This is a genomic window from Streptomyces dioscori, assembly GCF_003024195.1.
Taxonomy (GTDB): Bacteria; Actinomycetota; Actinomycetes; order Streptomycetales; family Streptomycetaceae; genus Streptomyces; species Streptomyces dioscori.
Genome location: NZ_KZ679051.1, coordinates 225547 through 238717, shown reverse-complemented (window position 1 = coordinate 238717; position 13171 = coordinate 225547). Strand labels below are relative to the sequence as shown.

At 69.8% G+C, this 13171-nt stretch carries 11 protein-coding genes; 4 read left to right on the top strand and 7 right to left on the bottom strand.

Annotated elements, in window-relative coordinates:
• Nucleotides 1–104: 104 nt before the first annotated feature.
• Nucleotides 105–1946 (bottom strand): phosphoenolpyruvate carboxykinase (GTP), encoded by a 1842-nt coding sequence (locus tag C6Y14_RS31655; RefSeq protein WP_107020299.1) that lies wholly within the window; start codon nt 1944–1946, stop codon nt 105–107.
• 387 nt (nt 1947–2333) lie between these two features.
• Here C6Y14_RS31655 and trhA point away from each other — a divergent pair, with 387 nt between their 5' ends.
• The 3 genes from trhA (at nt 2334) to C6Y14_RS31640 (ending at nt 4552) form a co-directional block, all read left to right on the top strand.
• Nucleotides 2334–3047 (top strand): PAQR family membrane homeostasis protein TrhA, encoded by a 714-nt coding sequence (gene trhA / locus C6Y14_RS31650; protein ID WP_107020298.1) that lies wholly within the window; start codon nt 2334–2336, stop codon nt 3045–3047.
• A 72-nt stretch (nt 3048–3119) separates the two neighbouring features.
• Complete coding sequence (locus C6Y14_RS31645) at nt 3120–3788, top strand: TetR/AcrR family transcriptional regulator (RefSeq protein ID WP_404828851.1); 669 nt, start codon at nt 3120–3122, stop codon at nt 3786–3788.
• A gap of 35 nt (nt 3789–3823) precedes the next feature.
• Nucleotides 3824–4552, top strand: coding sequence for a Mut7-C RNAse domain-containing protein (locus tag C6Y14_RS31640; RefSeq protein ID WP_107020296.1), 729 nt, complete (start codon nt 3824–3826; stop codon nt 4550–4552).
• Between the two features lie 55 nt (nt 4553–4607).
• Here the strand turns inward: C6Y14_RS31640 and C6Y14_RS31635 are convergent, their stop codons facing one another.
• From C6Y14_RS31635 to C6Y14_RS31610, 6 genes are all read right to left on the bottom strand, one after another.
• Complete coding sequence (locus tag C6Y14_RS31635; protein ID WP_107020295.1) at nt 4608–5225, bottom strand: hypothetical protein; 618 nt, start codon at nt 5223–5225, stop codon at nt 4608–4610.
• Nucleotides 5212–6717, bottom strand: coding sequence for a substrate-binding and vWA domain-containing protein (locus C6Y14_RS31630; RefSeq protein WP_225891381.1), 1506 nt, complete (start codon nt 6715–6717; stop codon nt 5212–5214). Before C6Y14_RS31630 ends, C6Y14_RS31635 begins: the two co-directional genes overlap by 14 nt.
• 215 nt (nt 6718–6932) lie before the next feature.
• Nucleotides 6933–8135, bottom strand: a complete 1203-nt coding sequence (locus tag C6Y14_RS31625) for a toxic anion resistance protein (RefSeq protein WP_107020293.1) — start codon at nt 8133–8135, stop codon at nt 6933–6935.
• 13 nt (nt 8136–8148) lie between these two features.
• Entirely contained in the window at nt 8149–9237 is a 1089-nt protein-coding gene (locus C6Y14_RS31620) for a substrate-binding domain-containing protein (RefSeq protein ID WP_107020292.1), read from the bottom strand.
• Nucleotides 9238–9940: 703 nt separating this feature from the next.
• Nucleotides 9941–10384 (bottom strand): SCO4983 family protein, encoded by a 444-nt coding sequence (locus tag C6Y14_RS31615; RefSeq protein ID WP_107020291.1) that lies wholly within the window; start codon nt 10382–10384, stop codon nt 9941–9943.
• A 109-nt stretch (nt 10385–10493) separates the two neighbouring features.
• Entirely contained in the window at nt 10494–11705 is a 1212-nt protein-coding gene (locus tag C6Y14_RS31610) for a pyridoxal phosphate-dependent aminotransferase (RefSeq protein WP_107020290.1), read from the bottom strand.
• 561 nt (nt 11706–12266) lie between these two features.
• Here C6Y14_RS31610 and C6Y14_RS31605 point away from each other — a divergent pair.
• Nucleotides 12267–13148: a S1 family peptidase gene (locus C6Y14_RS31605; protein ID WP_107020289.1), complete on the top strand. Its 882-nt coding sequence runs from the start codon at nt 12267–12269 to the stop codon at nt 13146–13148.
• Nucleotides 13149–13171 lie beyond the last annotated feature (23 nt).

Below are 13171 nucleotides of genomic sequence, written 5' to 3'. Positions count from 1 at the left end.
TGAAAGACGGCGGTCGCGCCTCGCCCGGCCATATGGCGCGAGCGCCGGACGGGCTGATCACTCAGCCCGTCCGGCGCTTGAGGACAAACGACAAACGGTGGGCGTCAGCCGAGGCGCTTCACCAAGGCCCGGTACTCGTCCCACAGCTCGACCGGTGTGTGCTCACCGAACGTGTTCAGATGCTCAGGCACCAGCGCGGCCTCCTCACGCCAGACCTCCTTGTCGACCGTGAGCAGGAAGTCGAGGTCGGACTCGGAGAGCGCGAGGCCCTCCGTGTCGAGCGCGCCCTTCGCCGGCAGCACACCGATCGGCGTCTCCACACCCTCGGCCCGCCCGTCGAGCCGGTCCACGATCCACTTCAGGACCCGGCTGTTCTCGCCGAAGCCGGGCCACACGAACTTGCCCGCGTCGTTCTTCCGGAACCAGTTGACGTAGTAGATCTTCGGGAGCTTCGCCTGGTCCTTGCCCTTGGCGACGTCGACCCAGTGGCCCATGTAGTCGCCCATGTTGTAGCCGCAGAACGGCAGCATCGCGAACGGGTCGCGGCGCAGCTCACCGACCTTGCCCTCGGCGGCGGCGGTCTTCTCGGAGGCGACGTTCGCCCCGAGGAAGACACCGTGGTTCCAGTCGAAGGACTCGGTGACCAGCGGCACGGCCGTGGCCCGGCGGCCACCGAAGAGGATCGCCGAGATCGGCACGCCCCGCGGGTCCTCCCACTCGGGCGCGATGATCGGGCACTGCGCGGCGGGCGTGGTGAAGCGGGCGTTCGGATGGGCGGCCGGTACGCCGGACTCGGGCGTCCAGTCGTTGCCCTTCCAGTCCGTCAGATGGGCGGGCGTCTCCTCGGTCATGCCCTCCCACCACACGTCGTTGTCGTCGGTCAGGGCGACATTGGTGAAGACGGAGTTGCCCCACAGCGTCTTCATCGCGTTGGCGTTGGTGTGCTCACCGGTGCCGGGCGCGACGCCGAAGAAACCGGCCTCGGGGTTGATCGCGTACAGCCGCCCGTCCTCGCCGAAGCGCATCCACGCGATGTCGTCGCCGATGGTCTCGACGGTCCAGCCGCGGACCGTCGGCTCCAGCATCGCGAGGTTCGTCTTGCCGCAGGCACTCGGGAACGCGGCGGCGACGTACTTCGACTCTCCCTGCGGGGGCGTGAGTTTCAGGATGAGCATGTGCTCGGCGAGCCAGCCCTCGTCACGGGCCATGACGGAGGCGATGCGCAGCGCGTAGCACTTCTTGCCGAGCAGCGCGTTGCCGCCGTACCCGGAGCCGTACGACCAGATCTCGCGGGTCTCCGGGAAGTGGGAGATGTACTTCGTGGAGTTGCAGGGCCACGGCACGTCCGCCTCGCCCTCCTCCAGCGGCGCCCCGAGCGTGTGCACAGCACGCACGAAGAAACCGTCGGAGCCGAGTTCGTCCAGGACCGGCTGACCCATCCGGGTCATGGTGCGCATGGACACGGCGACGTACGCGGAGTCGGTGATCTCGACACCGATGGCGGAGAGGTCGGAGCCGAGCGGGCCCATGCAGAACGGGACGACGTACATCGTCCGGCCGCGCATCGAGCCGCGGAAGATCCCCCCGTTGCCCTCCTTGCCCTGGAAGACCTCCCGCATCTCGGCGGGGTCCTTCCAGTGGTTGGTCGGGCCCGCGTCCGCCTCGTCCTCGGAGCAGATGAACGTCCGGTCCTCGACCCGGGCGACATCGGTCGGGTCGGAGGCGGCGTAGTAGGAGTTCGGGCGCTTGATCGGGTCGAGCTTCCTGAAGGTGCCCTTGCGGACGAGCTCCTCGCTCAGTCGCTCGTATTCGGCCTCTGAGCCGTCACACCAGACCACACTGTCCGGCTGCGTCAGTTCGGCGATCTCGTTGACCCACGAGACCAGTTCCTGATGGTGGGTGGGGACGGTGTCGGAAGAAGAGGGAGCCGCGATGTCGCGCGCCACGATCGCTCCTAGATGAGGGGTTTTTGTTTTTTGTGCCCCGTGGGGGCTGCGACCCGGATGCTTCACGTAATCGATACTCACCGATCGTGACCGATCGTCACGGATTTTTACCGACCCTTATCGATCTTTTCGGTGGATATCGATCTTCCTGGCGCTCATCCGGTGCCGACCGCACTCATTTGATCATCCGACGGGTCCGCGCATATGTCCAGAGGGCCTCACACCTGAGCGGCGTGAGCATCACCACTTGTTGCCGTGGGCGTAAGAAGTCCTTTCCCTGCCCACCCGGCACTTCGGCCCGGCGCCCGCATGAGACGCTGGCCACTTGGCGCACTTCCGACGGTCGGCTGATACGTAACCTACGGTTGCGTAGGTACGATGGATCGCATGACTGCGCCCAGCCCCGACGCCTCAGCGGAATCGCCGGTCGTCGACCGTGTCGCCGAAGCGCTCTCCCTGCCGCACCCCGTCAAACCAAGACTGCGCGGCTGGCTGCACGCCGGAATGTTCCCGGCGGTCCTCGTCTCCGGCCTGGTCCTGACGGCCCTCGCCGGGTCGACCCGCGCCCGTGCGGCCTGCGCGATCTTCGTCCTGACGGCCTGCCTGCTGTTCGGAGTCAGCGCGATCTACCACCGCGGCACGTGGAGTCCGCGGATGGACGGCGTGCTGCGCAGACTCGACCACGCGAACATCTTCCTGATCATCGCGGGCTCGTACACACCGCTGACGATGCTGCTGCTCCCGGAGAGCAAGGGGAAGTGGCTGCTGTGGGGCATCTGGATCGCGGCGCTCGCGGGCATCGCCTTCCGGGTCTTCTGGATCGGCGCCCCGCGCTGGCTCTACACCCCCTGTTACATCGCGATGGGCTGGGCAGCCGTCTTCTTCCTCCCCGACTTCATGCGGGCCGGGGGTATCGCCGTCCTGGTCCTGGTGATCGTGGGCGGGCTCCTCTACAGCGCCGGCGGCGTGATCTACGCGCTCAAGCGGCCCAACCCGTCACCGCGCTGGTTCGGCTTCCACGAGGTCTTCCACTCGTTCACGCTCGCGGCGTTCATCGCGCACTACATCGGCATCTCGATGGTGGCCTACCAGTACGGATAGCCACGGCAGGCGCCGGCATCCGGCCGTCCCGGACATGGCACCGGTCCGGCCGGATGCCCGACAATGACCGCCATGACGGCCGCACGTACTCCCCCTCCCGCCGCTCCGGCCGCTCCGGCCGCCCCAGCCGCTCCTGCGGCGGGCGGCCCCCGGCCAGGACTCCGCGAGCGCAAGAAGACCAAGACGCGCACGGCCATCCGTGAAGCGACGTACGGGCTGATCCGCGAGCAGGGGTACGACGCGACGACGATCGAGCAGATCGCCGCGCGGGCCGAGGTGTCGCCCTCCACGGTCCTGCGCTACTTCCCGGCCAAGGAGGACATCGTCCTCACGGACGAGTACGCCCCGATCCTGCTGACAGAACTGCGCGCCCGCCCGGCCGGCGAACCGTGGCTCGACTCCCTGCGGCACGCGTTCAGGACGGGCATCGCCCTCGGCGCCTCGGAGGACCCCGAGGCGACCCGGCTGCGGACCAGGCTGATGGTCGAGGTGCCCGCCGTGCGCACCCGGATGACGGAGAACATGTCCGGCACCGGCCGGCTGCTCTGCCAGGTCATCGGCGAGCGCACCGGCCGGGCACCGGACGCCTTCGAGGTGCGCGTCGCCGCGATGTCCCTGGTGGGCGCTCTGACGGAGACGACCCTGTACTGGGCCGAGCACGGGCACGAGGACGACCTCGGCGTTCTCGTCGACCGGGCCCTGGACGTCCTGGACCAAGGGCTCGCTCAGGGGAAACCCTGAGGCCACGGGCCCGCCCCGCATGTCATCCTGACCCGGTGAACGGACCGGAGATCCACGTCGAATTCGCTCCCGGACTGCGGGTGTTCGTCCCGCACGGACGCCGCTCGGGGGCCACGCCGGTCGCCACCGACGGCTCGTCCACGCTGGGCCATGTCGTCGAGTCGCTGGGCGTCCCGCTGACCGAGGTCGGGGAACTCGTGGTGAACGGCAGCCCGGTGGCCGTCTCGCATCTGCCGACGGCGGCCGACTCCGTCGAGGTACGCGCGGTCGAGCGCCCCCAGCCGGTGCCGGGCGCCCCGCTGCGGTTCCTGCTCGACGTCCACCTCGGCACGCTGGCGCGCAGGCTGCGGCTGCTCGGCGTCGACGCCGCGTACGAGTCGCTGGACATCGGCGACCCCGCGCTCGCGGCGAGATCCGCGGCCGAGCAGCGGGTGATGCTCAGCCGGGACCGGGGCCTGCTGCGGCGCCGGGAGCTGTGGGCGGGGGCGTTCGTCTACAGCACCCGACCGGACGAACAACTACGGGACGTCCTCGGCCGTTTCGCCCCCGCCCTGCACCCCTGGACCAGGTGCACCGCGTGCAACGGCCTGCTGACGGAGGCCTCGAAGGACGAGGTCGCCGAGCAGCTCGAAGGGGGTACGCGGAGGTCGTACGACGTGTTCGCGAAATGCGCGGAGTGCGGGCGGGCGTACTGGCGGGGCGCACACCACGAGCAGCTGGAGGCGATCGTGGACCGGGCGCTCACGGAGTTCGGCACCGGCTGAGCCCACTCCCCACGCGACCCTCGGGGGTTACGCCCGGTCCTCCAGGTATCGGGGGTTACGCCCGGTCCTCCAGGTATCGGGTGTGGGACTCCTGACGCCGGGCCTCCGTCTCCCGCAGACCGGCGGCCAGCGCCTCCGCCTCCTCGTGCAGCAGCGTGAGCTGCCGCTCAAGATGCCGCTCGGGCGCCTCCGTACCGGGCGCGAGCCGCACCCACCACCGCGTCCGTACGAACGTGTCCACGGCCTCCGGCACGTCCGTCCGCACGGTACGGGACAGCGCGTGCACCCCCTCCGGATCCTGCGCGAGGATCTCCGCGACCCATCCCGGATCGAGCAGCGCCGCCAGCAGCTCGGTCAGCTCGGTGAGCCGCCCGGCGGCGGCGGGCGGCAGCTCGACGTCCGCGAGATAGGCCCGCAGCTTGCCGAAGTCGGCACGTATCTCGTCCAACTGGGCGGACGGGTCCGGGAAGTCCGGCAGCGGCGGGCGCTCCGGCGGGGCGATCAACGCGCCCGCGCCGTACAGACCCACGACGACGACGGGCCAGTACGCCCCCGCGACCCCCGCGAAGGTCAGCCCGAGACCGACGATCCCGCAGGCGCTCCCGGTGAGATTCTTACGCGACTCCAGCCGGCCGAGAAGCCTGCCGGCCTTGCCGGTCCTATTGGTAGCCACGGATCTCCTTGAAAGCGCCGTCCAGTGAGCCCTTCCGCGCGTCGAAGAGACGGCCGCCGGTCAGCTCGGCGATGTGTTCCAGCTCGCCGCGGTCGGAGTCGCCGAACAGGATCGGGAAGACGGGAATCCGCCGCTCGGCCGCGGACAGCCGCCCGTAGAATCCGTCGAACTCCGCCGGGCTCGCACCCTCCGTGTTCTCGCCGTCCGTCATCAGCACGACCGACGTGAACGTGTCGCCGTCGGCCCCCAGCTCCTCGTACGCCTTCTGCAGCGACGTATAGATCGCGGTGTCGCCCTCCGCGGTGAGCGCCCGCGTGTCACGGCGGATCCCGTCGAGCCCCGAACGCGGGTCCTCGGGCCGCACCACATGCGTGCGTACGCTCTTGACGGCCGAGCCGAACGGCATCAGCGTCACCTCCTCGCGTTCGCGGAAGTCGCCGGTGAGATCGGTGAGCGCCTTCTTCAGCCGCCCGAGCCGCCCGTCCTCACCCATCGAGCCCGAGGTGTCGAGCACGTACACGGTCCGGGAGGGGCGGCGCAGCTTGTTCTCGTACGAGTCGAGGAGCCCGTCGGCGACGGAACGGCTCCCCGGGAACGGCAGTTCGCGCCGCCGAGTGGTATCGAGCCCCGCGGCGGGCGGCACGGAGGGCACGACGGGCCGGCGCAGCGTCCGCTCGGTGATCAGCCGCTGGATCGCCGGGGTACGCAGGGCCTCGGCGAGCCGCCTGACGTCCTCCCGGACCTCCCGACCCGTGTTCGTGAGCGAGGAGAGCGGATAGTCGGCGGTGACGACGCCGTCCCGCGGCCGGATCACCGTCAGATCCTTCCTCGACTCCAGCACGGACTCGTAATTGAGCAGCGCGTCGACGTCACCGCGCCGGTCGTACGCCTGCGCCAGCCAGCCCGACGAACCGGACGTCAGCTTCTGCCCCTTGAAGAACTCCGTCAGCCGGGGCGTGGCCTCCTTCACATCGGCGTCCGTCAGCGCGGACTGGGCGTCGGACAGACCCGAGGCCACGGACACGAGGGTGGAGAAACCCGAGTTGGAGCGGGACGGGTCGGTCATGCCGTAGGTCAGGCCGCCGCCGCGCACCGCCTTCCCGATGTCGGCCCAGGTGACGTCCTCGGGCTTCCACCCCAACTTCCGTACGGTGGCGGGCTTCACCCCGATCGCCAGCGGACTGGACATCACCGGGGTCTGGGAGACGACCTGCTTCGCGGCGGCGGGGTCGAGACGGAGGTAGTCGTTGGAGGAGAGCCAGACGGCGTCGTACGCGCCCTTCGCCCCGCCCTTCGCCAGGACGTCGACGGCGTCGAGTGTGCCGATGTAGGTGGGCTTCACCTTGATGCCGGTGTCCTTGTGGACCTGGTCCAGGACGGGGGTCATGTCGACGAGTTCGCTTGACGCGAGTATGCGGAGGGTGCCGGGCTCCGGCTTGTTGTTTGAAGGGCTTGGCCCCTCAACGGCTGAGGTGCATCCGGCGGTCGCCAGTACCAGCGCGATGGCGGCTGCGGCCGGGTGGGTGGTCCGTGCCCGCCCTCCCCCACGCTCGGCCTCGCTCGCGCGGGGGGACCCCCATCGCCCTGCGGAACGCCTGCCCACGGACCACGGGGGTGGGGACGGGTGCGTGCCCGCGGACCACCTGGGCGGGGACGGGTGCGGACGCTTGGCCACGGACCAGCGGGGTGCAGGAGTGCGAGGGTCTCTCATGTGAGGTGGCCTCCGTCCAGGGCGCCTTGTGCGCGGCTGCGTTCCAAGTACGCCGTGGCGTGCTGGAGTTCCGAGGTGAGGGACTCGACCGTTGCCGCCATCGTTTCCGTGGCCTGGGCCTTGTACGTGTCGATGGTGTCCAGGGTCTGGTAGATCTGCTGGAAGGCCGAGCGGAGGGTTTCCGCTCCCACGGCGGGGTCGGCGGCGATGCGCTGGATCTCCCCGCTCTGCGTGGCGAGCATCTCCGCGTTACCGCGGATGAGGTCCTCCGTCGTGCCGCGCAACGCGTTCACCTGCTCGACGACCTTGCGCTGGTTGTCGAGGGCGGAGGCGAGCATGACCGAGATGCGCAGCGCGGACACCGTGGTGGTGGCCGCGCGGTCGACGCCCTTGATCAGCTCCTCGTTGTTGCGCCGGACGACGTCCATCGCCAGATACCCCTGGGCGCACACCGCGAGCTGGGTGAGCAGGTCCTGGTGCTTCTGCCGTACCGGAAAGAGGACGTCGGCGCGCAGGGTGTCGGCCTGCGCGGGATCCCGCGCCTCCACCCCGCTGATGTGCCCCTCGACCGCCGCGTCCAGCGCCTCGGTCAGGACGACGTACTCCTGGAGCTTGCCCATCGAGTCCCAGAGACGGACGCGTTCGGTCTGCAGGGCTGCGTTGTCGCGCCGCAGTTCGTCCTGGCCGCCGCGCAACGAGCCCACGATCTTGTTCAGCGTGCCCTGGGCCGAGGCGTACTTGGCCACATGGTCGCGGAGCCTGTTGCCGCCGGGCAACCGGGACAGCAGCCTGCGGGCCCTGCCGCCGGGCAGGTCGCGCGGGTCCAGGTCCTCGACCGTGCGCCGCAGCTCGACGAGCGAGGACGAGACCCGGGACTGGGCGTCCTCGCCGTTCGCGGGCAGGGCGCGGATCGTGCGCTCCAGCATGCGGTTGGACTGGGCGGCGGCGCCCCGCATCTCACCGGAACCGAGCGCGACGATCTCGCCGATCTTCCCGGCGAATTCGGGGGAGCGGGCGTCGAGGACGGCGAGCCCGTCGACGTACTCCGCGGCCTTGCGCGCCATGTCCGTACGGACGGACTCGTCGACCGGCACGAGCCCGCCGGCCTTCTCCTTCGGCACCGCCGCGACAGCCTCGGGCGGAGTGAGAGTGAAGGTGTCCCCGCTCGTGTCCTTGTTCGTGTTCCCGTTGTTGCTCACGTGCTGTTTCCCCCTAGTCCCGGGCCCGGCGTGCCATCTCGTGCAGCACCTCGGAGGCGGGCACGGGCACCTGCCGGACACCGGTCAGCGTCTGGTTGAGGTAGGTGGTGTGGGCGTCGGTGGCCGCCGTGAACTCGGCGGCGGCGCCCTGAGGACGGAACCCGTGCCGTACCGCGAGCCGCCGCAACTCCTTGTCGGTGCCGAGCAGCTCACCGAGGGCGCGGCCCTCCGCCGTGAGCGGGACGACCGTGTGGTCGCTGTTGGCGGTGGTGTCCGGGTAGAGGACGACCAGGTCGTCGACGCCCCGGCCGCCGGCGAGGAGCGCGGCGACCTGGGACTCGTACACGAGGACCAGCGGGTTGCCGACACCGCTGACGAAGTCGCGGAAGGCCGCGTCCGTGCTGGTCTGCTGGGAGCCCTGGACACTGATCAGCTTGCGCATCAGGGGCGCCGTGCGGTCGACGGCGGCGGCACCGTCGGCGACCCGGCCGCCGTCGGCGACGTAGGAGGCGGCGGCGAGGTACAGGGCACCGGAGTTCGAACTGGTCGGGTCGGTCGTGGAGATGAACAGCGTGCCGCTCAGCTCACCGTGCTTCTCGCTCCCCTTCAGCTGCTGCCAGGTCCGGTCGGCCTCGGCGGCCTTGAGGTAGGCCTTCATGCCGAGGGTGCCATTGCCCTTGCCGCCGCCCTTGCCCTCCAGGGTCGCGAGGCCGTTGGCCGCCAGCACCTCGGCGGCGCTGCGGTGCGCCACGACCACGAGGGGCGAGTAGAAGGGGCGCGGGAGGGGCTGCCGTACGTGGTACTTCGAGGCGAGTTCCCCGGCGGGCGCCTGGCTGGAAGGGAACGCGAAGTCGTACCCCTTGAGGTCGAGTCCCTCCATGGCCCAGGACCCGGAGGTCTCCGTCTCCACGGTGTAGCCCTCGGCAGCGAGGGCCTCCACCACGTCCGGGTCGGCGAAGAACTCCGCCTTCTCCGACCCGATCACTCCCTGCACGGTCTTCGTTGCCGTGCTGCTGTCCTGGTCTTCGCGGCCCGCTACGACGGCTGCTGCCACTCCGCCGATCAGGAATACCGCCAGGACGATGGCGATGATTCGTCTCACGTGCGGAGCGTGCTCCCGGAACCCAACGTTCCTCGTCGCATCGCATGAACACGGGGTGACGACCGCATCCCAGTACGCAACCGGACCCCGGCCCTCCTGTTGAGCCCCACGCCCCGTCACAGACTCGGGGGCCAGCCCCCGAACCCCCGGTCCTCAAACGCCGGACGGGCTAAAAGAATCTCGGGGGCGCGCGAGTCCAGTCCCCCTCAGCTCACTGACGCGGGGGCCAGCCCCCGAACCCCCGGTCCTCAAACGCCGGACGGGCTAAAAGAAAAGGGCCTCGGGGGCGCGCGAGTCCAGTCTCCCCTCAGCTCACTGACGCGGGGGCCAGCCCCCGAACCCCCGGTCCTCAAACGCCGGACGGGCTAAAAGAAAAGGACCTCGGGGCCAGCTCCCGGGCCTCTGCTCCTCAAGCGCCGCACGGGCTGAAAGGAAAGGACTTCGGGGCCGGCCCCCGGGTTTGTGCTCCGCACGTGTCGGGCGAGGTAGAGGATCGCTGGGCGCAGCCCCGTTTTTTAGGGGCGCGGGGAACTGCGCGGCCAGCCCCCACCGGGGCCGCAGGCGAGAAGCTGCGGGCGCACGCAGTGCGAAGAAGGGCCGCACCCCCCAGGGGGCGGCCCTTCATGCATGCATGGCACCCGGTCCGCACGTCGCTGCGGGTGCGCGCGGACCGGGGCCGATCGGAGGAGCCGGAAGTTCCGGTTCAGCGAGCGGTGAGTGCCGGCTCGGTGGCGGCAGCGGCAGCCGCAGCCGCATGCGCATCCATGCGCTGCGCAGCCAGAATCGCGCCCGCCGTATCCGCCCGGGACGCGGCGACGACAAGTGCCCGCCCCGCCAGGGCATGTGCCCGCTGATGCAATCCGACGGACACCGGCCCACGACCGCCACCGCCGGCGGACGCAACCGCCGCACGGACGGGCGGACGCCCCCCACGCAGCCGTGTCACCTGCTCGGCCAGCCGTTCCGCGGCGGCATCGAGTTCGGCGGAGGCGGACGGTTCGAGCCCGCGGAGTTCGTCCGTGACCGCGAGCAGTGCCGCCAGATGACCGGCGAGCTGGATGTCCAGCTCCTCCTCGCGCGACCGATGGGGAAAGTCGGCGGTGCCGGCCATCGTGTGGACCGACTTGGTGCGGATCGGTTCGTACATGGGAGATGGCCTCCTGTGCTCTGACAGGAAGCCATCCTAGCTTAGATTTCGTCTAAAGTTGAGCAGACTCCGAAAACGCAGCCACCCGACCACGCAGGGTGACGAGGCGTCAGCTCTGTCCGTACCCGTCCAGGAAGTTCCCGATCCGGGTCACCGCGTCCGTCAGGTCCCGCGCGGTCGGCAGGGTGACGACCCGGAAGTGGTCGGGTTCCGGCCAGTTGAAGCCCGTACCCTGCACGACCATGATCTTCTCGCTGCGCAGCAGGTCCAGCACCATCCGCCGGTCGTCCTTGATCTTGTAGACCTTCGGATCGAGGCGCGGGAAGAGATAGAGCGCACCCTTCGGCTTCACGCAGGTCACGCCCGGAATCTGCGTCAGCAGCTTGTGCGCCACGTCCCGCTGCTCGCGCAGTCGCCCGCCGGGCAGGACGAGGTCGTTGATGGTCTGCCGCCCGCTGAGAGCGGCGACGACACCGTGCTGACCTGGCATGTTCGCGCAGAGCCGCATGTTGGCGAGGATCGTCAGCCCCTCGATGTACGAGTCGGCGTGCGCCCGCGGCCCGGAGATCGCCATCCAGCCCACCCGGTACCCGGCCACGCGGTACGCCTTCGACATTCCGTTGAAGGTGAGGGTGAGCAGGTCGGGGGCGACCTTGGCGGTCGGGGTGTGCACGGCCTCGTCGTACAGGATCTTGTCGTAGATCTCGTCCGAGCAGACCAGCAGGTTGTGGCGGCGGGCGATGTCGGTGAGGCCCCGCAGCATCGCCTCGTCGTAGACCGCGCCCGTCGGGTTGTTCGGGTTGATGATCACGATCGCCTTGGTGCGGTCCGTGACCTTCCGCTCCACGTCCGCGAGATCGGGCATCCAGTCGGACTGCTCGTCGCAGCGGTAGTGGACGGCGGTGCCGCCGGAGAGGGAGACGGCGGCGGTCCACAGGGGGTAGTCCGGTGCGGGTACGAGTACCTCGTCGCCGTCGTCCAGCAGGCCCTGCATCGCCATCACGATCAGCTCGGACACGCCGTTGCCGATGAAGACGTGCTCGACGTCCGTCTCTATGCCGAGGGTCTGGTTGTGCATGACCACGGCGCGGCGGGCCGCGAGCAGGCCCTTCGCGTCGCCGTACCCGTGCGCCGACGACACGTTGCGGAGGATGTCCTCCAGGATCTCCGGCGGGCACTCGAAGCCGAACGCTGCGGGGTTTCCGGTGTTCAGCTTGAGGATGCGGTGGCCTGCTGCTTCCAGCCGCATCGCCTCCTCAAGGACCGGGCCCCGGATCTCGTAACAGACGTTGGCGAGCTTGGTCGACTGGATCACCTGCATGTTCGTGAGCTTACGGGCGGGTAGGGGTTGTCGCGCCGTGTTTTCCACCACGTGAGACGTCCGTCTTGGGGTGGGTGGTCGTGTGGGTGCGGGTCGGTGGGGGTTGCCTGCGCCGTTCCCCGCGCCGTTCCCCGCGCCCCTTGGGGGGTGCCCGCCGGCGGCTGCGATGCGGGTGCGGGCCGGTGGGGGCTGGCCGCGCAGTTCCCCGCGCCCCTTGGGGGTGGGGGTGCGCGTCTGTCTTCACGTGCGGGTCGGTGGGGGCTGATTGCGCAGTTCCCCGCGCCCCTTGGGGGGTGGGGGTGGGCGTCTGTTCTCACCTGCGGGCCGGTGAGGGCTGGCCGCGCCGTTCCCCGCGCCCCTTAGGGGGCGGGGGCTGTTGTGTGCCTGCGGTCAGTCCCCACCCGCCCGCAGGCAACACACATGGGTCCCCCCAAGGGGCGCACCCGGCGGCTGGAAATGGGTTCTTGTCGGGGTGGGGGAGGGGGCTGAGAATGCGCATGACAAAAACGGGAAGTGGTCGGAAGATCTTCGGCCGCTCACGTCACACGAGGGGACCCCCACATGAAAAAGCCTCTCCTTGCCGCGCTCGGCGCCCTGATGATCACAGGGACGGGCCTGGCAGCCCCGGCGGTGGCCGCCACCGAGACGAAGACCGCCACCAGCACACCCGCGGTCAGCGAATCCGCGGCCGGCGAACCCGCGGCCATCCAGGCCGTCACCTTCGCCGGCACCGTCTCGCTCAGCAACTGCTCCGGCTCCGTCGTGCGCTTCCCCGACTCCGAGGACGACGACCCGGCGCTGGTGATGTCGAACGGCCACTGCCTCGAAACCGGCTTCCCCGCGGCCGGCGAGGTCATCGTCGACCAGGCCTCCACCCGCACCTTCGGCCTGCTGAACTCCGCCGGCACCCGCGTAGCCACCCTGCGCGCCAGCAAGATCGCCTACGCCACGATGACCGACACGGACGTCTCCCTCTACCAGCTCACCACCACCTACGGGGCGATCAGGAGCTCGTACGGCATCAGCCCGCTGACCCTCAACGACACGCACCCGGTCGCCGGCACCGCCATCACGGTCGTCTCCGGCTACTGGAAGCGCACGTACGCCTGCAACGTCGACGGCTTCGCCTACCGCCTCAAGGAGGGTGCCTGGACCTGGAAGGACTCGGTCCGCTACACCTCCGCCTGCCAGACCATCGGCGGCACCTCGGGCTCACCCGTGATCGACAACGCCACCGGCAACGTCGTCGCCGTCAACAACACCGGCAACGAGGACGGCGGACGCTGCACCGACAACAACCCGTGCGAGGTGGACGAGAACGGCACCGTCACCGTCCGCGCGGGCATCAACTACGGCCAGGAGACCTACCAGATACCCGCCTGCTTCGGCCTCGACAGCAAACTCGACCTGAACGCGAGCGGCTGCACCCTGCCCAAGCCGTAACGAACCAGCCAGCCGGTCGGCGG